At 58.6% G+C, this 20,704-nt stretch carries 19 protein-coding genes; 9 read left to right on the top strand and 10 right to left on the bottom strand.

All coding sequences use genetic code 11. From position 1 onward, the window contains the following. Positions 1-172 precede the first annotated feature (172 nt). Positions 173-847, top strand: a complete 675-nt coding sequence (locus tag JIN78_RS12975; RefSeq protein WP_200392408.1) for a L,D-transpeptidase — start codon at positions 173-175, stop codon at positions 845-847. Here the strand turns inward: JIN78_RS12975 and acpS are convergent. Genes acpS through JIN78_RS13000 form a run of 5 tightly spaced genes read right to left on the bottom strand, consistent with a single transcriptional unit; the run spans position 834 to position 4,229 of the window. After that, on the bottom strand, positions 834-1,241 hold the full coding sequence (gene acpS, locus JIN78_RS12980; protein ID WP_200392409.1) for a holo-ACP synthase: 408 nt from the start codon (positions 1,239-1,241) through the stop codon (positions 834-836). The two genes, JIN78_RS12975 and acpS, sit on opposite strands and share 14 nt — an antisense overlap. After that, positions 1,241-1,990, bottom strand: coding sequence for a pyridoxine 5'-phosphate synthase (locus JIN78_RS12985; protein ID WP_200392410.1), 750 nt, complete (start codon positions 1,988-1,990; stop codon positions 1,241-1,243). The genes acpS and JIN78_RS12985 overlap by 1 nt, the downstream gene beginning before the upstream one ends. A 12-nt stretch (positions 1,991-2,002) precedes the next feature. Beyond that, on the bottom strand, positions 2,003-2,815 hold the full coding sequence (locus tag JIN78_RS12990) for a tetratricopeptide repeat protein (protein WP_200392411.1): 813 nt from the start codon (positions 2,813-2,815) through the stop codon (positions 2,003-2,005). Positions 2,816-2,863: 48 nt separating this feature from the next. Next, on the bottom strand, positions 2,864-3,463 hold the full coding sequence (nadD, locus tag JIN78_RS12995; RefSeq protein WP_200392412.1) for a nicotinate (nicotinamide) nucleotide adenylyltransferase: 600 nt from the start codon (positions 3,461-3,463) through the stop codon (positions 2,864-2,866). Then, positions 3,450-4,229: a segregation and condensation protein A gene (locus JIN78_RS13000; protein ID WP_234037982.1), complete on the bottom strand. Its 780-nt coding sequence runs from the start codon at positions 4,227-4,229 to the stop codon at positions 3,450-3,452. The genes nadD and JIN78_RS13000 overlap by 14 nt, the downstream gene beginning before the upstream one ends. A 75-nt stretch (positions 4,230-4,304) precedes the next feature. Between JIN78_RS13000 and JIN78_RS13005 the strand changes: the two genes are divergently transcribed. Further along, complete coding sequence (locus JIN78_RS13005; protein ID WP_200392413.1) at positions 4,305-5,966, top strand: hypothetical protein; 1,662 nt, start codon at positions 4,305-4,307, stop codon at positions 5,964-5,966. A gap of 15 nt (positions 5,967-5,981) precedes the next feature. On the opposite strand, the gene metF is transcribed toward JIN78_RS13005, so the two are convergent. After that, entirely contained in the window at positions 5,982-6,860 is an 879-nt protein-coding gene (gene metF, locus JIN78_RS13010) for a methylenetetrahydrofolate reductase [NAD(P)H] (protein ID WP_200392414.1), read from the bottom strand. Positions 6,861-6,946: 86 nt separating this feature from the next. Here metF and JIN78_RS13015 point away from each other — a divergent pair, with 86 nt between their 5' ends. Further along, positions 6,947-7,726, top strand: a complete 780-nt coding sequence (locus JIN78_RS13015) for an EF-hand domain-containing protein (RefSeq protein ID WP_200392415.1) — start codon at positions 6,947-6,949, stop codon at positions 7,724-7,726. A 9-nt stretch (positions 7,727-7,735) separates the two neighbouring features. Here JIN78_RS13015 and JIN78_RS13020 read toward each other — a convergent pair whose 3' ends face one another. The 4 genes from JIN78_RS13020 to JIN78_RS13035 form a co-directional block, all read right to left on the bottom strand. Beyond that, positions 7,736-9,280, bottom strand: coding sequence for a glucose-6-phosphate isomerase (locus JIN78_RS13020; protein WP_200392416.1), 1,545 nt, complete (start codon positions 9,278-9,280; stop codon positions 7,736-7,738). A gap of 5 nt (positions 9,281-9,285) precedes the next feature. After that, positions 9,286-9,810, bottom strand: a complete 525-nt coding sequence (locus tag JIN78_RS13025) for an adenine phosphoribosyltransferase (protein ID WP_200392417.1) — start codon at positions 9,808-9,810, stop codon at positions 9,286-9,288. 183 nt (positions 9,811-9,993) lie between these two features. Further along, positions 9,994-11,283, bottom strand: coding sequence for a lactonase family protein (locus JIN78_RS13030; protein WP_200392418.1), 1,290 nt, complete (start codon positions 11,281-11,283; stop codon positions 9,994-9,996). A gap of 79 nt (positions 11,284-11,362) precedes the next feature. After that, the gene (locus JIN78_RS13035) at positions 11,363-12,001 is read right to left on the bottom strand and encodes a cytochrome P460 family protein (RefSeq protein WP_200392419.1); all 639 of its coding nucleotides are present in this window, start codon (positions 11,999-12,001) and stop codon (positions 11,363-11,365) included. Between the two features lie 290 nt (positions 12,002-12,291). On the opposite strand from JIN78_RS13035, the gene JIN78_RS13040 reads away from it, so the two are divergent. The 6 genes from JIN78_RS13040 to JIN78_RS13065 all read left to right on the top strand — a co-directional run bounded on the left by JIN78_RS13040 (position 12,292) and on the right by JIN78_RS13065 (position 19,739). Beyond that, a complete protein-coding gene (locus JIN78_RS13040) occupies positions 12,292-14,154 on the top strand; it encodes a glycoside hydrolase family 97 protein (protein WP_234037983.1) in 1,863 nt (620 codons plus the stop codon). 108 nt (positions 14,155-14,262) lie between these two features. After that, positions 14,263-15,288 carry a type 1 glutamine amidotransferase family protein gene (locus JIN78_RS13045; RefSeq protein WP_200392421.1) on the top strand — a complete coding sequence of 342 codons (1,026 nt, stop codon included), beginning with the start codon at positions 14,263-14,265 and terminating at the stop codon, positions 15,286-15,288. A gap of 136 nt (positions 15,289-15,424) precedes the next feature. Continuing rightward, positions 15,425-17,398, top strand: a complete 1,974-nt coding sequence (gene tkt / locus JIN78_RS13050; RefSeq protein ID WP_200392422.1) for a transketolase — start codon at positions 15,425-15,427, stop codon at positions 17,396-17,398. Between the two features lie 183 nt (positions 17,399-17,581). Beyond that, positions 17,582-18,064 carry a hypothetical protein gene (locus JIN78_RS13055; RefSeq protein WP_200392423.1) on the top strand — a complete coding sequence of 161 codons (483 nt, stop codon included), beginning with the start codon at positions 17,582-17,584 and terminating at the stop codon, positions 18,062-18,064. Positions 18,065-18,157: 93 nt separating this feature from the next. Then, complete coding sequence (ychF, locus tag JIN78_RS13060; protein WP_200392424.1) at positions 18,158-19,273, top strand: redox-regulated ATPase YchF; 1,116 nt, start codon at positions 18,158-18,160, stop codon at positions 19,271-19,273. Continuing rightward, the gene (locus JIN78_RS13065; protein ID WP_200392425.1) at positions 19,266-19,739 is read left to right on the top strand and encodes a GNAT family N-acetyltransferase; all 474 of its coding nucleotides are present in this window, start codon (positions 19,266-19,268) and stop codon (positions 19,737-19,739) included. Before ychF ends, JIN78_RS13065 begins: the two co-directional genes overlap by 8 nt. The last annotated feature ends 965 nt before the right edge of the window (positions 19,740-20,704 follow it).

The following is a 20,704-nucleotide window of genomic DNA, read 5'->3' on the forward strand; positions in this document are numbered from 1 at the left end:
AAGCGGGGGGAGACTAAAGAACTGGAAAAAATGACCCTGAGGGGAAATCCTGGTGACTTTTTCGCAAAAAAAAGAGACAAAAACGAAAAAGGCAAAGCTTGTCTGCGATTGCTTCTTGCACTAACGCACATCCTGTTCAACTTACCGGACCTCCAAAATCCCCGCAAATTCCATGTCACTCCAACGTCTCACCCTCCTTTTGGGTCTCCCACTCCTCTTGGCCAGCTGCTCCCAGGTTCCCTTTATGGGCAAGAAAGAGGAAGCCATCGAGCCCGCGGCCAGCCAAGCCAACGCGGCGGAAAAGCCCGCTTTCGTCAATCCCCATCCCGAGGGGACTTATGAGCATTTCAAAGCGGAGCCCAATTACAAGAAGACCTACAATGTCTATCGCAATCATGAGCTGCTCAATGCGATGACTCCCGAGAGCGCCTCGCTGAATATCGATCTTTCCGACCAGCGAGCCCAGCTATTGCACAATGGGCAGGTGGCGATGGATTACCCGGTGGCGACTGGCCGGTCTTCCCACCCCACCCCAGCGGGTTCTTACACCATTCTGGAAAAAATGAAGGACAAGCGCTCCAATGCCTACGGACGCATCGTAGATGCCGATGGCAATGTGGTGAATAGCGACGCTGACTCCCGCAAGGACAAGGTGCCCCCCGGAGGCAAGTTCATCGGGGCCTCCATGCCCTACTGGATGCGCTTCACCTGGACCGGAGTGGGTCATCACATCGGCAATGTGCCCCGCTACCCGGCTTCCCACGGTTGCATCCGAGGCAAGCGTTCCACCGTGCCGGAGGTCTTCTCCAAGGTCAAGGTGGGCACTCCGGTGACTATCGTTCAGTAGGCCTTTGCTCTTCTCCCGTTAAAATCACCGCGTTGGCAGCCGCGTAATGCTGCGCATGGGTGAGGCTGACTTTGATGTCGCCCACCCCATTTTTTTGGGCAAAGGCCCGGGCGCGGCCACTGAGAACCAGCTCCGGCTCGCCACTGGGACGGCGCCGCACTTCCAGGTCCAGCCAGCCCACCTCCTTGCCAATGCCGGTGCCAAAGGCCTTGGAAACCGCTTCTTTGGCGGCAAAACGAGCGGCGTAATGCAGGGCACAATTCTTCTGCCGCTGGCAATAGTCCTGTTCCGCCGGGGTGAAGATGCGGTCGAGGAACTTGCTCCCGAACTCGCGCAACGACTCCTCGATGCGGGCCACCTCCACCACATCAATGCCAATTCCGAAAATCTGCATCAGGAAAGAGAGTAGCCAGCCATGGCCTCCTTCATCTCGCGCACCGCAGTCTCGAAGCCAACGGCCAGGGCCCGGGCCACGATACTGTGGCCAATATTGAGCTCGCTGAGGTGAGGAACCTCTAGGAATGAGGCGAGATTCTGATAGTTGAGGCCGTGCCCGGCATTGACCTGCAGGTCCATACCCACCCCGGCGCGGGCGGCTTCGGTGAGACGAGCGAGCTCACCCGTGCGGGCTGCGCCCTGCTCGTTGGCAAAGGCTCCCGTGTGCAGCTCGATCATCCTGGCTCCCGTGCGGGCTGCCGCTTCCACTTGCGGAAGGTCGGGGTCAATAAAGAGAGAGACGCGAATGCCCTTGCCTTGCAGCAGCTCCACAGTCGCTCTGGTTTCCTCGAAGAGCGCGGCCACATCGAGACCTCCTTCGGTAGTCACTTCCTCCCGCGTCTCGGGGACCATGCAGACGAAGTCCGGCTTGAGGGCGAGCGCGAGATCACGCATTTCGGCGGTGTTGCCCATCTCCAGATTGAGAGGCAGAGGGCATTTCTCACGAATCAGAAAGGCATCGGCCTCCTGCATGTGCCGCCGATCGCCACGAACGTGAATAGTGATGGAATCGGCTCCTCCCCGCTGGGCCGCAAGGCTGGCTTCCAGCGGGCTGGGCTCCGCATTGGGCGAATCCGGCTGGAGGGCATAGCGGGCCTGCCGCAGGGTGGCGACATGGTCCACATTGACACCGAGAAGTAGGCTCATCGTCGTCTATCCTTATTCGCCGATGGAATCGGGGGTCGCCAACTCCTCCTCTTCTTCGCCTCCACCGTAGAGGCTCTTCACATAACCAAACTCGATGATGGTGTCCTGCCAGTTGGCCACATTTTGCACACCGCCGAAAACCGTCACCGCCGAGCGAATCCAGTCACTGGCGGCTTCACGATCGTCTTCATGGAAGGCGAGGGCGGCCTTGGCATAGTAGGTGAAGGGGGTATCGTCGAAGTCGACCGAGTTCGCGGTGGCAATCTCGCGCGCCTTTTCCTCATTGCCCAGCTTGAGATGGCACAGCATGGATTTAAAAAGGGACAAACGATAGAGGTTGAGCACGGGTTCGGGCATCTTCTCTGCCGCCCCCACCTCTGAGTCCAGCCGACTCCGCAACTCGGCCATCCCCTGCAAGCATTCCTCCCAATTTTTCAGGACGAAGTGCATCTCGGCGATATTGAAGAGATAGCCGCTGTTCCGCGAATCGATGGCATAGGCCTTCTCAAAAGCTTCCAAGGCTTTTTCAAAAGAACGGAACTCGACATGACAGGAGCCCTTCAAGTTCCAGAGATTGGGGTCTTCATCAAAAACGGCCAGACCTTGATGAATCTGGTCCAGGGCTTCGAAGATTCGCTTCTGGCGGAAGAATTGTTCGGCCTTGAGGCGGTGTTGGCCGTATTCCTTACGGGTCTCCTCGGGCAAATTACTAAAGCGTTCCGCATGGGCGGGGAGGGCCTGGTTTTGGGCGGGTGCTTCCTGAGAAAAAGCAAGACCTTGGAGAGCTCCTGCAGTGAGGAGGGCAAGGAGAAGTGAGCGGCTCATGGTCATGACCAAGTAATGAAAGAGAGCAGGGCCGGTGGCAAGCGAACTTTACCGATAAAGAGCCTCCCGCTCGAGGTAGCGCTGGACGGAGGGAGCCAGCCAGCCAGCCGGGGCCTCTTGCCCGGTGGCCCGCAAGTCCCGAATGCGGGAAGAAGAAGCCGGGTGATGACCGGAAACAAAGGTCACCCGGACCCCAGGGTAGCTGGGGGCGTCCTCCGCCCCCCGGCCGTCGCGGTCGTGCACGATGAAAGACACCAGCTCCGCCAGGTAATCGAAGCGGCTCCAGGAAGGGAGAACCGCCCACTGGTCCCAGCCCATCAACCACGACAAGCGCGCCCGGGGATACTTGACCTGAAACGCCTCCGCCGTGCGCCAAGAGTAGGAGGGAACCGGCTGATGGTATTCCCAGTCATCGACGACCGCCCAAGGCTGGTCCTGGGTTGCCAGACGCAGCATGGCCAGCCGATCGGCCTCCGAGGCCCCGGCCCGCTGGACCTTGTGCGGCGACTGGCGACAGGGCAGAAAGACGACTCGCGAAAGAGCCAGGGCCGTGACCGCCTGATCCGCGACCTCCATATGCCCGGCGTGCACCGGATCGAAGGTGCCGCCAAAAAGAGCAATCTTTTCCCTCTTCTCAGGACTCGGCACGACGCTCAATCTCTATGTCCCCCAGCAACAAATCCTGCCGCACGCGGAACTGGTTCATCTTCATCAACTCCAGGACCGCTAGAAAGGTCACGATGACCTCGGCCTTGGTCGTTGCCATTTCGAAAAGGGTTTGAAAGCGGCGGCGGCCACCCGGTTGCAGCTCGGTGAGCAAAAACTCCACCTTGTCCGCCACGGTGAAACGGTCGTCGACGATCTGTCCGAAGTCATGCTCACTCTCGAAGCGCTTGAGAACTTTCTGAAAAGCCTGAATCAGATCAAAGATGGACAGCTCGGCCACCGGGTCGGTCTCCACCGGAGGGAGTTCGGGCCTCTCCGGCTGATGAGGAAAGTAGCCTTGCTGCTCCTCCTCGCGGCGGGCCAGGTAACCGGCCGCATCCTTGAACTTTTTGTATTCAACGAGCTGGCGAATCAACTCCCAGCGCGGGTCATCCTCATCCCCTTCCTCTTCGGGCGGTTGCTCCTGCTTGGGCAAGAGGGTGCGGCTTTTCAAGTAAATCAGATTGGCCGCCATCACGATGAACTCGGAGGCCAAGTCAATATTGAGCATGCGGAAGGTATCGATGTAATCGAGATATTGTCGGGTGATCTTCTCGATGGACACCTCGGTGATATCCAGCTCCTCCCTCTTAATCAGGTAAAGGAGAAGGTCCAGAGGGCCTTCGAAAATGTCCAATTTGACCTTGTAGTCGGTCTCTTCCACGGCGTTGTGGTAAGGGAGGAAATGGAGAGGGGCGAGGGAAATCAACCGTCACGGGAAGATAATTTGCGGGTTGGCAAGAAGGCCCTCAGAAGCTATCGCCTTCAGCAGCAGTTCCCGCTCATGAAACCATCTGAAGAACGATTAGAAGAATTTAACGGTCGCGTGCGCGAATGGATCTCGAATCAAGGCATCGTTTTCCAACTGACTCATTCCGGATCAGTAGCTGGCAGCCACTCCTTCGTCCTCAGCGCTCTTCTTCGTCTCCTGCTCAGCGTCTTGCTCCTCACCTTGCTGGGAGCGCTGGCCTATGGTGGATTTCTCTACTGGAAAGCGACCGGAAGCGCCCTGCCAGAGGGCTTCGCGCGCGGAATGAGCAAGAGCTTGCAAGTCGACAAAGTGGAAGCGCGCGGCTTCACCCGCAACATGTCCAACGGGCGTTACCGCTCCTTCTTTGCCCAGGGCGGCCAGGAAAGTTTTTTCACCGGCCTCGAAGCCAGTGGCATCCGCTTCCCGATGAAGCCCACCGACGGGCTCTTTGGCCCTTGGCAAACCTCGACCCTCAGCATCAACAATCTATCCATCGCGCTCAAAGCCGGAGAAGCGGATGACGAGCGGGCTGCGCGCTCTTGGCAGGCCCTGTTCAACGAAAGCCAGAATTTCCAGTTCCAGGGTCTGGAAGCAAGCGCCGTCGACCTGACTTGGGGCTACAACTCCCCCGCCAGCTGGGGTTCGATCCTGAACTCCAAGCTCGTCGCCAAGCGCGATGACTCCTCCTGGGACCTCACATTTGAAGGAGGCCTCTTTTCCCAGGGGATCTTCCGCGACTTCGAAATTGTCGAGCTGGAGGCCCGGCTGGAAAAAACGAGCGGCTTGACCATCTCGCGGGCAGAGCTCCGCCAGGGAGGCGGGACCTTCCGCTGGAGTGCCAAGACCACCAAGGGCGGGGCCAGCCCCGAGCTCACGATTGAAGGTGATTTCAGCAACCTTCCGCTTTCTTCATTCCTCCCCCAAGGTCTCCTTCCCTACGTTAATGGACAGATCAGCGGCACCTTGACTGGCAGTGGCTCCACCAACAGCTCGGATGGCCTGCGCTTCGAAATCTCAGCCCAACCCGGACAAGAAGGGCTCGCCCTCACCCGGGAATTCCCCATCCTCCTCCTCGTCAACCACCTCGACACCCAACGCAGCTATCGCAAGGTGACCTTCCAAGCGGGCTCCTTCCACCTCAGCACCAAGGGAAGCGAGCTCACTTTCTCCAAAATCGACCTAGCAGCCCAGGAAGAAAACTCGCTGGCTCCCTTACTTCTCTTCAAAGGAGACTTCATCGCCCGCCCCGCCACCAACGAGGACTTGGCCAAAGAGAGCATTGTCTTCCAAGCCGATCCGGCCGGAGAAAACGGCTCCGCCGAGGAAGAGAACACCAACGCCATCAGTCTGCAGGCCCGTATCCAGCAGACCTTCCGTCAATCACAATTCGACAATCCCCACCAAGGACACGTCATTCTCTCGGTTGACGACGAAGAGCAGGAAATCAAGCGCAATCGACTGGACCTCAAAGTTCGCCGCGAGTTCCGCTATCCCTTTGTCGTGGATGGGGAAGTGCAGCTGGCGGTCCCGGAAGACACCTTTGCCGAATACGGTCTGCTCCCGGGGGCTGGCGAGCAAGCGGAGGGCGACACCCTGCGCTGGATCTCCATCCCCCTCGAAGGCCTCGTCAACGGAGCCTCGTCAGCCCTCGCCACCGAGTGGCAACGGACACTGCGCCGCGCCCGCGAGCAATAAACACGACCGCTTTTCCTAGAGAGCAAGGCGATCCACGATCTGGAGGGTCGCCTGACTCTTGTTCAGGGTATAAAAGTGGATACCCGGGATGCCTTCCCGCAACAGCTCCTCACACTGCGTGGTGGCGTAGTCCACCCCCAGTGACGTGATGTCATCGCCAGCCTCCTCCTGCAGGGCCCGCTGCAATTTGGCCGGAAAACGGGCTCCAGCGGCCAGCTCGGCCATCCGGACCATCCCCTTCCGCGAGGTCACCGGCATAACGCCGGCGATGATGGGCACATGAATGCCAGCCAGCTCACAACGATCCCGAAAGTCCAACAGATCGTGATTATCGAAAAAGAGCTGGGTGCAGATGTAGTCCGCTCCCGCATCAATCTTGGCCTTGAAGTAGTCCAATTCCTGCAAACGATTGGGCGTCTCCGGATGCCCTTCGGGAAAACCCGCCACCCCGATGCCAAAATGCGGACGGCTCAAGCCGCGATTGAACTCGGCAATGAACCGAACCAGATCAACCGCGTAGGGAAAGTCATCATCCTCGCGGCGGTAGCCCGAATCATTTTTGGGAGCATCGCCCCGCAAGGCGAGAATATTGCCCACCCCGGCTTCGGCATAACGGGTCAGGATCGCGTGAATTTCCTCCCGGGTATGCTTCACACAAGTGAGGTGGGGGACCGCTGGAATCGGAGTTTCCTGTAATATCCGCATCACGAGATCATGGGTCAGGTCGCGAGTGGTGCCCCCCGCTCCATAAGTCACGCTGACAAAGGAGGGCTTCTTCACCGCGAGTTCCTGAATCACCTGAAACAAAGACTCCGCTCCAGCCTTGGTCTTAGGAGGAAAAAACTCGAAAGACAGGGAAGGCTGGTTGGCAGCTAGCAAGTCGTTGATGTGCACGCCCAGCTCTCTAGAGTGATTTCGGGGCCAAAACAACCGCTAATAAGATCGCGACTTTTCCCTCGTGGGCTGGTTGCATCACGGCGATGAAGACCATCCTGCTCAGCACCACCCTCCTCGCCTTGACGGCGGCGGCCTCGGCCGAAGGAGATCCCCGGCACAAGCATCACCCCCAGCCCGACTCTCCGCAAAAGGACTTCGTCCACCAGTTTCTCAGCAAGTATGACACCAATCAGGACGGCGTCCTGAGCCAAGAAGAGTTTGCCGCCAATCCCAAGTTGGAAAAAGCCAGCCCCGAGCAACGGGAAGCCCTTTTCAACCGCATCGACAAAAACGATGACGGGATGCTCCAGCCCAATGAGCTCCATCCGCCGAAGTCCCATCGTCGCGACCGGCGCCCGAAGTGGCTGGAACGGGGCCCGGTGGATTACGACACCTTCGCTCGACAGGAGCGGGTGCAAAAGCTGCCGGAGGAAAAACGGCGCGCCCTCTTTGAGCGCCTTGACCGGAACAAAGACGGCCTCTTGAGCCGGGAAGACATGCCCGACCACGACCGCCGGGCACACGGCCCCGATCGAAAGGAGATTTTCCGCAAAATGGACCAGAATGAAGACGGAGGCCTCGACTTCACCGAATTCTTCGCCGCGCCTCTCATCAAGAAACTGGGGGAAGACGCGGCCGAGGATCGCTTTGAAGCGCTCGACCAGGACGGGGATCTCAGCCTCTCCCCGCCAGAATTCTTTGCGGAATGGGACAAGCGCTCGGAAAGCCGGGGAGAGGGCAAACCTCCTCGTGACGGTGACAAAAAAGGCCGCCCCCCGCACCAAAGGGATGGGGAACGGCCTGACAAAAAGAAGGAGTCCTGAAGGAGGCTACTACTTGGAGAATTGGTCGAGGGCGGCAGTCGCCCCCAGCGTTTGGCTTGCCCGCCCGCTGCCCGCGAGGTGGGTGAGGCAATGGTAGACGGCCTCCTCATCACCACCGGTCTTGGCGGCAATATCGCTCGCCGTGGCCGGCTCCGCAGTGAGGGCGGCCGCCACTTTCTTGAGGAGTTCGAGGAAGACTCCCGCCGCCTTTTTACCAGCTTCGACTCCCGGCTGGTGATAGGCGTTGATGTTGACCAAGGAGGCATAGAAACTGACCGCTCGCTCAAAGAGGGCGATGAGTTGGCCAACGGTGTGAGGAGTGACCTCCGGAATGGACAGGGTGAGGGAGTGGCGACCGTTTTCGTAAAGCGCGCTCCGGGTTCCGCGCAGGAATCCCTGCAAAAAGTCTCCGGAGGTCACCCCTTCCTCCACTTCGATGGACTCGCCATCACGCGGCTTGCGAACCTCGATGAAGACCGCGAAGAAGTTGTGCACGCCATCGCGCAGCTGCTGCACATAGGCATGCTGGTCGGTCGAGCCCTTGTTGCCGTAGACCGCCAGTCCCTGGTGAACGACGTTACCCTCGAGATCGAGCTCCTTGCCCAATGACTCCATCACCAACTGCTGAAGATACTTGGACATCAGGAGGAGAGAATCCTTGTAGGGAAGGACGACCATATCCTTTTCCCCTTTGCCGTTGCCCTCATGATACCAAGCGAGGGCCATTTCCATCGCCGCATTGTCGTCCTCCTGACGAGTGCGCTCATCCATGGCGGCGGCACCAGCGAGGAAGTCGTCGATATCGATGCCTTGCAGAGCCATGGGCACCAGCCCCACCGTGGACATCACCGAGGTGCGCCCCCCGACCCAGTCCTCCATGGGAAAAGTCGTCAAAAAGCCTTGTTCCTGGGCAAAGTTGAAGAGCTTGGAGCCTTCGCCAGTGATGGCGACCGCGTGTTGGGCAAAATTGAGACCCTGGCTTTCGTAGGCCGCCTTGGCCTCCAGCATGCCATTGCGAGTCTCGGGCGTGCCGCCGGACTTGGAAATGACAATGGCGAGAGTCTTGTCCAAATCGGTGCCGATTTCCTGCAAAGTGCGGTCGATACCCGCCGGGTCGGTGTTGTCGAAGAAGTAGGTTTTGACCGGGGAGGCCGCACCCAGAGCCTCCACGATGAACTGGGGACCGAGAGCCGATCCCCCGATGCCGATGATGAGAACGTTCTGAAAGTGGGAGCCGCCGGGAGCCTTCACTTCACCCGCATGAACCTGGGCCGCAAACGCCTTGAGCGCGGCCAGGGGCTCGGTGATTTGCTTGCGCAGCTCGTCGTTGGGAGCCAGCGCGGCATTGCGGAGCCAGTAATGGCCCACCATGCGGCCCTCGTCGGGGTTGGCGATTTCCCCCGCTTCCAGCGCTTTCATATCCGCATAAGCTTTGCTGATCTTTCCGCTCATCTCTCCTCGAAAGGAAGAGGGAATATCCATACGGGAGAGATCGAGACTCAGTCCCAGATCAGGGTAACGGAGGAGGCTTTCGCTATAGCTTTCGAATGACATATCGTTTAGTATTTGAGAAGAGAATGAATAGGAGCAGAGCCCAGCTTGTCCCGGCCCTGGAGAGCTTGCAGCTCGATTAAAAAGGAGATGGCAACGAGGTCAGCCTCGAGCGCGCGCAACAATTTGACCGCCGCGGCCGCCGTGCCACCGGTGGCCAACAAATCATCCACGAGAAGGACTTTCTCGCCAGGCTGAATGGCATCTTCGTGAATCTCAACCACGCTCTCACCATATTCCAACGTGTAAGCCATCTTTTGCGTGGTCCAGGGCAGCTTGCCTTCTTTGCGAACGGGCACAAAACCGGTTCCGAGGAGGTGAGCCACTCCTGCGGCAAAGATGAATCCGCGGGCATCAATACCGACCACCTTGTCAACACGCTGACCACCAGCAGTCTCAGCCAGCAGCTCGAGACAGCCTTTGAAGAGTCGGGCATCTCCCAAGACAGGGGTGATGTCCTTAAAAACGATCCCCGGCTTGGGGAAATCGGGCACATCCCGCACCGCAGCCTCAAGTTCTTGCACAGTTGCCATAGGAGAAAGAGAACACATTCCGGGGAGACTTGGCACTCAAATTCCGCTCATTCCCAGCCATTCCCCGATTCATCATGATTCCGTGCCATCGACCGCCACTGAGCACCCCTCAACCCAAAAACAGCCTTCCCCCTCTTCTCCCGTCAGGCGAAAGAAAGGAAAGGCTATGATCTTCGCCTTGAGTTATTTCACCGAGATCAAGCCGTAGGCTCCAATCTCGGGAAGACCTCCTCCGTAGAGGCCGACTTTCTCAAGGGTATCCTCTGCGCCAACTTTGAGAACCAGCACCTCACCAGAATTGCCAATCAGCTGATTGAGGTATTTGCCATCGGAATTCAGGTAAAGATCACTGAAGAAAAGAGTTTCCTTCTCATCCTTGAAAGTGGCCTCATCGCGCAGCGTCAAGGTTCCCTCATCCCCGATTTGGTAGGAAGAAAGGGAACTGGAAAGGGCATTGGCCGCCCAGAGAGTATCGCCATCGGCCGAAATTTCGACCCAGCAATTGGCGATTTGCCCCCCCTCCTGCTCCTTCCCGGTCAGCACATCTCCGGAAACCAACTTGATTTTCCCCTCCGAATCAATCAGGTAGGAGGATGTCGAACTCGTCTGCCAAGAATAGAGAGGGGCCTGAGGCACCTTGCCCTCCTCCTTGCGAAGCTCACCCTGATTATTGAGGAAACGGGCTTCTGAAACCAAGACCACGGTGCTCTCCCCTTTTTGGACCAGATCGAAGCCCACCGGAATGGCCAACCAACGCCCCTCCTCCTTCGCATGAGGGGAAGCGACTTGTGACACCGGCTCTTGGGAAAGACGGCCTTCTTTGCCGACGGCAAACACCTTGACCAATCCAGTCACCAATTCGTCCACCACGAGGTGCTTTCCATCGGGGGTGAAGGCCACACAAGAAGGGCGAGCCCCCAAATCCCGGATAGAATCCTCAATCGGGCTCAATTTCCCATCGCTATCAATCCGGAAGCCAGAAAGGTTGCCGGTAAAGGGAGGAGGAGTGGGGCCTTTTCCTGCGCTCGCCACATAGACCAGGTCACCGGAAACCGCGATACTGAGGGGATGGGCTGCCGCCGCCTTGACCGTGCTGACCGCCTCCAGTTGATAATCCTTTCCAACGGCGAGAGAACTCACCGTGCCATCACCCGAATTGACCACAAGCAAGAACCGGTCATCCGGGGTTTTGAACAAACCGTAGGCTGAAATGAGAGGATCGATGCCATCCGCCAAGGGATGGGTCGCATCATAGCCCCCATCGAAGATCTCCATTTTTCCGGTTCCCTTACCGCCAGTTTCAAATTCTCCGATCTTTTCGAGGGAGCCGTCTTCTTGTTGAGCGAACCCCACCAGAGTATTCCCTTCCGCCTTATTGGAAGCCACATAAAGGGCATCAGCTTGCACAGAGCCTACCGTTCCTAGCAAGCTCGCAGTCAACAAGCCCCAACCAAAATTGTTTTTCGTTTTCATCGTTCTTTAGATTAATGACGAGTCTAATTCTCAGAATAGAGAGAGAGAACACCCGTCGTGAACAGAATCAATATTTGACCTAGAAAGGCCGCTCGGATGTTTCTTCTGGGTTACCCTCGCCATACCCCTTAGCCGCCCGCATCACGGGATAGTATTGGGTAAAGACGAAGTCATCTTGGGCCACCGCATCATGACAAGCGTTACAAGCCGCTGCCGGGAAAGGCTTGGCCAACTCCTTGAGCTCTTTCGCCACAAGGTCAGTAAAGCTGAAATACGCCCAATTCCCGGGCTCATCGGGGAAGTGTTCGCTGCTCTTGATAGTCGCCTCCAATCCCACGAACTCGCCCATAAAGTAGCCGGCACCGCTCGCGGCTGCTTTACTCCCCACGCTCACCATCTCCTTGACGATGATGGTGCCATCCCGAAACTTACCTGTCTCCTTGTATTCCTTGAAGCTAACCGGGTCGATGTAAACGTTATGAAACTCGGGAAAAGTCGCCTTCCCATTATTCATGTCATTGGGAGTCAGCGGAGTTCCCATAAATACCCATTCCCGGAATGCTTTGGGCCGTTCCAAATTTCCCTCCCCATCGATGGTGAAAAAATTCCGGGAACCCGTTTCATTCTCAGTAGCCTCTTCCTTGGCGTCATCTCCATAGGAAATCCCCAGGCTGATTAAAGGGACGAGGGCTGCAATTGCTAATAATTTTTTTTTCATGGTTTTCAGTCTTTTGTGACTCCCTCTCCAAATCCCAGAAGCCAGGACTCAAAAAGGAGACATCTTCTCCTAACATCCCTTCTTCGATTTTTCAGCAATTTTTATTAATTATTTTAGTGATTTTTTATTTTTTGAGCTCCGGACACTGAATCGAAGCGATTAAAAATTCACTTATTTCCCTGAAAATAAATACCACAAACAATTCAGCTGCTAAATTGGGAAACCTGAATTAGAGATGAAAAATGGAAGATCTGAAGACCACCCCTCGATACTGATGAGTCTCCATCACCATGCCTATATTCACCTCCCAGCCGATTTCCGTGGGCCTCGCATTGTTGTTTCACACAATCACTCTTTCCGCAGAACCTCAAAAAAGCATCGTTCTGAACTCTCCCGACAACAAATTGAGCCTTAGCTTTTTACTTAACACTGAAGAGCAACCGTTTTATTCAGCCAAGTATCAGGACTTGTCGCTCCTTCTCCCCTCCCGCCTGGGACTCACCTTGCAGGGATTCCAATCCGAGGGCGGCTATGAGATGACGGCCACCAAGCCCAGTGAGCATCAGTCGACGTGGCAGCCGGTCCTGGGTGAACAAGCCGAAATCGAGGACCATTATCACCAGGTTTCCGTCACCTTTTCCCCTCGCGAAGGAGGAAGTCCGGACCTGACCATTGAGGCCCGCTGTTACGACGAGGGCTTTGCCTTCCGCTACCGCCTCAGCCAGCCGGGGGATTTCACCATCACGGACGAAGCCACCGAATTCACCTTTGCAGGCGACTATCCCCTGTGGAGCACACGGGAGGTCGAAGGAGACTATCACGAATCCAAGCTGTCCGATCTCAGCAAAAACCGCATCCGCCCCATCGTTATTGAGATTCCCGAAGGGCCCTTTGTTGCCCTGGGAGAGGCCGCCCTCGTCGACTCGGCCCGGATGCGCTTCCAACCTGCCGCCGGAAAGAAGCACACCGTGCGGCCCCATCTGGCCGGCCCCATCCGGGCACGGGACACCTTCGTCAGTCCCTGGCGCTACGTAATGGTGGGGGCCAATGAGGGCGAACTCATTGAGAACAAAACCCTCGTCCCGAATCTCAACGAGCCCTGCGCCCTCGCCGACACCTCCTGGATTCGTCCCGGCAAGGCCATCCGGGCGGAGCTGGCCACCGACCAGGCCAAAGCCTGCGTCGACGTCGCAGTGAAGATGAACTTCCAACACCTTCTCCTCGATGCCGGGTGGTATGGACCTGAGCGTTCGAACGCCTCGGATGCCACTACGGTAACCGTCGATCCCAATCGCAGCCACGGCGACTTCGACCTCCCCGAGATCATCCGCTATGCGAAAGAGAACGGCATCGGCGTCTTCCTTTACGTCAATCGGCGGGCCCTGGAAAAGCAGCTCGACACCCTGCTCCCGCTCTACAAGGAATGGGGAATCTCCGGTATCAAATTCGGCTTCGTCAATGTCGGCTCGCAGGAATGGACCATCTGGCTGCACGAGGCCATCAAGAAATGCGCCGAGCACGAGCTGATGGTCGACGTCCACGACCACTATCTCCCCACCGGCTGGAGCCGCACCTACCCCAATCTGCTCACCCAGGAAGGCATCGGCGGCAACGAACAAATGCCCACGGCCGAACACAACGTCAACCTCGCCTACACCCGCTACCTCTGTGGAGCGGGCGACTACACCATTTGCTATTACAGCGGTCGTCTCCAGACCACCCGGGCCCACCAAATCGCCGCCTCGGTGGTTTACTACAGTCCTCTGCAACTCATCTTCTGGTATGACAAGCCCCAGACCATCCGTTTCACCCCCGAGCTCGACCTCTTTCGCGAAGTGCCGGTGACTTGGGATGAAACCCGCTTCGTGGAAGGAGAAATCGGCGAATACGTTGCCCTCGCCCGTCGCAAGGGAGAGCGCTGGTTCATTGGTGTGCTCAATAGCCAACGGGAGCGGGAAGTCACCCTCGATCTGGACTTTTTACGCGAGGGAACCAACTACCAGACCCAGGTCTTTGCCGACGGAGAACCAGTGGGAGAAGCGCCCAAGAAAGTGGCCTGCTCGAGCCTGGTGGTCGATCGCGGGGACAAACTGACGGCCAAGATGGCCCGCAATGGCGGAGCCGCCTTTCTGCTCACCCCCCGGTCGGAATAGCCGCCCGCGCCCCCTCCCCCCGGATGAGGACGGGCCTCCCGAGCCGCCCTCATCCGGCAGCAACTCTCCCTTGTGCGAGGAAGAATTTTCGCTATGAAAGAACGAACTATGAGAATGCTCCTCTTCCTCGCCCTTTTTTGCCAAACCCTCCTCGCCAGCACCGCCATCACTTATGAAGGCGGTGACGGCCCGGGAGCAGGGAAACACATCGTCTTCCTCGCCAGCGATCACGAATACCGCTCCGAGGAAACCTGCCCGGCCCTCGCCCGCATCCTCGCCCACCATCACGGCTTCACTTGCACCGTGGTTTTCGGGGTCGACGAGGGTGGTTACATCAAGGCCGGCTCCTCCCGCGTGGAGGGTCTACAGGCGCTGCGCGAGGCCGATCTCTTTTTCATCTTCGCCCGCTTTCTCAACCTCCCCCCCGAGGAAATGGACGAAATCATCGCTTATCTCGACCGGGGTGGTCCAGTGGTGGGCTTGCGCACTTCCTCCCATGCCTTCAAAATCCCGGCCGATTCCCCCTACGCCAAGTATAGCTTCGACTCCAAAGTGAAGGGCTACGAGGGCGGCTTCGGGCACCAGATCCTCGGCAATACCTGGGTGGGCCACTACGGCAAAAACCATGTGCAAGGCACCCGCCTCCAGCGCCTTCCCGAGCAAAAAAGCCATCCCATCCTGCGCGGAGTGGGTGCCACCGCATTCTGTCACGCTGGCGGCTACGTTGGCAAGGCCCGCGAAGGCTTCACCGTCCTGACCCACACCCAGCCCTTGCAAAGCATGGAGCCCGACTCCGCTCCCGATCCGGAGAAAGGCCCCGTGCCTTCCACCTGGACCCGCCACTACCAGGATGCCGATGGCGACGCCCACCGCGTCTTCCACTCCACCCAAGGAGCTTCCGAGGATATTCTCGACGACAATTACCGCCGCCTCCTCCTCAACGGCACCCTCTGGGCCGCTGGTCTGGAAGAAGCGATCACCCCCGACCTCGAGATCTCCTTTGTCGGACCCTATCAGCCCAACACCTTCAGCTTCGGAGGAGAAGCCCGCCAAGTGAAGCCCTCCGACCTCGCAGAGTGGCAATCCCCCCTCATGCCTCAGGGAGAAGAGCACCAACCCCGCCCGAAAAAGTAGGCCCCCTGCCACCAGCCAAGAAAAGGCCGCAAGTCTTGGCAAGTTTTTACAATAACGCTTTCCGAGAGTGCTTTGTGCATTCTCAGCGGTTGCGACTTGTCATTTGGGCGGCTTTCCTCAACCTTCGCGTCTTTCCATGAACACAGAAGTTTTGCAAAAAGCCGCCGCGGAAGCCCGTGGCCTCGCTATCGATGCCGTCCATGCCTGCTCTTCCGGCCACCTCGGTCTGCCCTTGGGTTGTGCTGAAATCGGAGCTGTCCTTTTCTCGGAAGCCCTCAACTTCAATCCCGAAGCGCCCAAATGGCTCAACCGCGACCGTTTCATCCTCTCTGCCGGTCATGGTTCCATGTTCATCTACAGCTGGCTCCACCTCTCCGGCTACGATTTGCCGATGGAAGAACTGAAGAACTTCCGCCAGCTCGGCAGCCGCACTCCCGGCCACCCGGAGAACTTCGAGACCGTGGGCGTGGAAGCCACCACCGGGCCCCTCGGCCAGGGTGTCGGCAACGCCGTCGGCTATGCCATCTCCGGCAAGCGCGCCGCAGCCCGCTTCAACACCGCCGATCACACTCTCTTCAACCACCACGTCATCGCCCTCGCTGGTGACGGCTGTTTGCAAGAGGGGGTGGCCCAGGAAGCCATCGCCTTCGCCGGCCATAACAAGCTCGACAACCTCATCCTCATCTATGACTCCAACGACGTCACTCTCGACGCCATGGCCGAGGTCACCCAGGGCTGGGACGCCGAGCAATACTTCAAGTCCCTGGGCTGGAATGCCCACACCATCGACGGGCATGACTTCATCGCCGTTGCCGCCGCAGTCGAGCAAGCCAAGACCAGCACCAATGGCAAGCCCTCCGTCATCATTGCCAAGACCGAAATCGGACGCGGCATCCCGGAAGTAGCGGGCACCTCCAAAGGCCACGGTGAAGGCGGCGCCAACTTCGCCGAGAGCGCCCGGGCCGGTCTCGGCCTCCCCGCCGACGAACACTTCTATGTCTCCGATGAGGTGAAGGCTTACTTCGCCGAGCGGGCGGAGGAAAAGAAAGCCGCCTTCCAGCAATGGCAGGAAACTTACGAAGCATGGAGCGCGGCCAATCCCAAGCTGGCCAAGGAGCTGCAGGACAGCATCGCCGGAGTCGTGCCCAGCGACCTCCTCGACGCCATCCCCGCCTTCGCCGAGGACTATGCCGACGCCACTCGCGGAGCTGGCGGCGTGGTCATCAACGAAGCGGCCAAACTCGTGCCCAACCTCATCACCGGCTCGGCCGACCTCTACGGCTCGACCAAGAACTACCTCAAGGACGCGGGCGACTACACTTCGGAAAATGCCGAGGGCAAAAACATCTGGTTCGGTATCCGTGAGCACGCCATGGGAGCCATTTGCAACGGCATCGCCTACGACGGCCTCTTCCGCGCCAGCGGAGCCACTTTCCTCGTCTTTGCCGACTACCTCCGCCCCAGCATCCGCTTGGCAGGTCTGGCCAAATTGCCCGTGACCTACATCTTCACCCACGACTCCGTGGGCGTGGGCGAAGACGGCCCCACCCACCAGCCGGTGGAAACCGTGAGTGGCCTGCGCGTCATTCCCAACCTCGACGTCATCCGTCCCGGCGACCCCGAAGAGGTAGCCGGAGCCTGGGCCTCCGCCCTCCTCCGCACCGACGGCCCCACCGCCCTCATCCTCAGCCGCCAAAAGGTGGTCACCCTGAATCAACTCAGCGTGAAAGAGCGTCGCGAAGGCACCCACCGCGGCGCCTACATCGCCAAGAAAGAAGAAGGCGCTCTGGAAGCTATCGTCATCGCCACCGGTTCCGAGCTCGGCCTCGCCATCGAGGCCGCCGCCGACAAGCCCGGCGTGCGCGTCGTTTCCATGCCTTGCATGGAGCGCTTTGACCGCCAGGGGGCCGACTACCAGGAGGAAGTCCTCCCCGCCGCTTGCCGCAAGCGGGTCGCCATCGAGGCCGGTGTTTCCAGCCTCTGGCACAAATACGTCGGCAGCGAAGGCGAAATCATCGCCATCGACCGCTTCGGCCTTTCCGCCCCCGGCAACACCGTCTTCAAGGAACTCGGCATCACCGTGGATGCAGTCAACAACGCCCTTTCTTAAGCAAAGCCGGTTAAATCGTTAACTTTCCTTAAACAGGCCCGACCTTCCCCGAAGGTTCGGGCCTTTTTTATAACAGGATAACTCCTTTTCCGTGAGAAGGTTGGCGAAATAAGGCAAAACCGACACTCTCTTCTTTTCTTGCTATTGGTTCAGAAGAACCTATAGCGGGGTTGTTCCCCCAATATGAAACTCTACCCGCAACTTCTCACCAGTCTGGGCCTTCTCTTGGCCTTGAGTTCCTGCAGCTCGATGAAAAGCGGACTCAGCAAGGTCCAGAAAGCCACCGGAAAGACCCTGCAAACAGCTAAGAGTAAGATTTTTGCCGAGGAGGAGCCCGGAATGGCCCTGACCAAGGCCGACCCTTCCCGCTTCTTGCCGGAAGGAACCAGCGTGTCCGAAGTGGGCCGCAAAAAGGCCTCCCGTTTCTTTTTTGCCAAGAACGACCGCAACCAGGCCGAAGACCTCCCCCCCCTCGAATTGCCCCCTCTCCCCGCCGCCAGCGGAGCCACAGGCGATGGCGAGTTCATGGGCATCCTGCCAGCCCTTGATGACAGCGGCGAAGCCGCCTTCATCGACGTCGCGGGCGAAGCTCCCGAGCTCCCCCCCCTCCCGGTCGAGCCCGAGCTGGAGCAACAAGCTGACCATCCAGCCGAGGAGCCGGCCTGATCCCTCCTCCCGCTTTCTCTCTTTCCCGCGAAATCTCACCCGGGAACTGCTTTTTGCCTTTCTCTTTGCGCGATTTTCCCGCATTTCCAGCCCATGCTTCAAGCCGGAATCGTCGGAATGCCCAACGTGGGAAAGTCCACCCTCTTCAATGCCCTCACCCGCACTCGCAACGCGGAGGCCGCCAACTACCCCTTCTGCACCATCGACCCCAACGTGGGCGTAGTCACCGTCCCTGACGAGCGTCTGGCCGAACTCTCCAAAATCTCCGGCTCCAAAGAGCTGATCCCCACCGCGATTGAATTCGTCGACATTGCCGGTCTGGTGGAAGGAGCCTCCAAGGGTGAAGGACTCGGCAACAAATTCCTCGCCAATATCCGCGAGGTCGACGCCATCGTGCAAGTGGTGCGCTGCTTCGAGAACGACGACATCATCCACGAGCTCGGCTCCGTCGACCCCACCCGCGACATTGAAATCATCAACTCCGAACTCATCCTCGCCGACATCGCTTCGCTGGAAAAGCGGAAGGAATCGCGTGCCAAGAAAGCCCGCAACGACAAAGAGGCCGCCGCCGAAGTGGCCCTCTGCGACAAACTCATCCCCCACCTCGACCAAGGCAAGCCCGCCCTTACCGCCGATCTGAGCGATGACGAACGCAAGCTTCTCCGCCGCGAGTTCCCCCTCCTTTCCAGCAAACCCACCATCTTTGCCTGCAACGTCACGGAAGACGAACTGGGAGCCGCCGTGGCCGATCCTCAAAGTCATCCCATGGTGAAAAAGGTGCAGGACTACGCCGCCGAAGCCCACAACGCCGAAGCCATCGTCATCTCCGCCCGTATCGAAGAAGAACTCATCGACCTCGCCCCCGACGAAGCCGCCGAATTCCTCAGCGACATGAACGTCACCGACTCGGGAGTCTCCACCCTCATCCAGAGCGTCTACCACCTCCTCGGGCTGCGCACTTACCTGACCACCGGGGAAAAGGAAACCCGCGCCTGGACCATCCGCGAAGGCGACAAAGCCCCCGCCGCCGCCGGGGTCATCCACACCGATTTCGAGCGCGGCTTCATCGCCGCAGAAGTCGTCCATTACGACGACCTCGTCAACTTGGGCTCCAAGGCCGCAGCCCGCGAGGCGGGCAAATACCGCATCGAAGGCAAGGAATACGTGGTCAAGGACGGGGACGTCATTGAGTTCCGCTTTAATGTCTGAGCCCTCCCTGGACCTGACCTTACGACCGGCCCGGCCCGGTGACTTTCCAGCCCTCTACGACCTTCGCTGGCGAGTCCTGCGCGCCCCCTGGCAGCAGCCCCGGGGTAGTGAGCAAGACGAGCTGGAGGAGGAGGCCTACCACTTTTTGGCCGAGAAGGACGCCAAGATCATCGCCGCCGGACGCCTCCACCCCCTCCCCGGTGGAATCTGGCAAATCCGCTACATGGCCGTCGCTCCCGCGCACGCAGGTCAGGGCTTGGGCAGGAGCATCCTTCACGGCCTCGAGCAGCACGCCTGTCAACAAGGAGCCAGGCGCATCATCCTCAACGCCCGCGAGCGCGCGGTGCCCTTTTACCAGAAACACGGCTATCAAATCACCGCTCCCGGCCCCCTTCTCTGGAACATCCTCCCCCATTTTTTCATGGAAAAAAATGCCCCGTTGCCAGCCTCCCGAAAACCGTTCTAATACTGATCAATGAGAGAAGAGAGCGCCCCAAAATCATGCCTCAAAATCTAACAGATTCACACTGGATTTCACACTTACGGAATCACCTAGAAACACGTAACCAACTCATCAAAAGATAGTAACGGGAACTAAAAATTCACTTTTCTCGGACCGACCCCGTCTGTCCCGCCCCTCGAACAACCAACGCGCTAGGGCTGGCGCGATTTCCTGCTTTTGGGAGTCTCAGCGACCACTGCAGGAAGCGTGACCGCCCGGTCGGGACAAGGACGGCTTTGAGTTCCCCCGTTTCCGGGCGGCAGCCGTGCAGCCATCGAACTATCTCACAGACCACCCCTCCTCTCTCAGTCAAGCAAACAATCTCCCCAGACCCATCGCTGGAAATCTAACAGATTCACACTGGATTTCACACTTAAAGAACCACCTAAAAACTCGTAACTCACTCACCAAAAGACAGTAACGGAAGTCAAAAGTTCACTTTTCACGGACTGACCCCTTCGCCTTGCTTCTTTACAACCGCCGCAGGCGCTAGAGTGGCGCCACACGTCCACCCCCGACTGCGCGACACGAGCCCGGCAGAATGCGGCTGGCAGGGACGGCTTGCCGGCCAAGGGCGCTTTAGCGACCGGTGACAGTGGAGCAGGCTGACGGGCGGTCTGCAACACAACGAAGGACGCGGCCGAGGCGAAACGATTGGCGTGCAAAGAATGAGCCGCCAGAGGATAGCAGCGAGGCCCAGCGGCCGCCCCTCGAACATCCAGCGCGCTAGGGCTGGCGCGATTTCCTGCTTTTGGGAGTCTCAGCGACCATCGCAGGAAGCGTGACCGCCCGGTCGGGACAAGGACGGCTTTGAGTTCCCCCGCTTCCGGGCGACAGCCGTGCAGCCATCGAACAATCTAACAGACCCCCTCCCCTCTCAATCAGACGAACAACCCTACCTGAACTATCGTTCAAAAACCTAACAGATT

The organism is Roseibacillus ishigakijimensis (assembly GCF_016595415.1).
GTDB lineage: Bacteria > Verrucomicrobiota > Verrucomicrobiia > Verrucomicrobiales > Akkermansiaceae > Roseibacillus > Roseibacillus ishigakijimensis.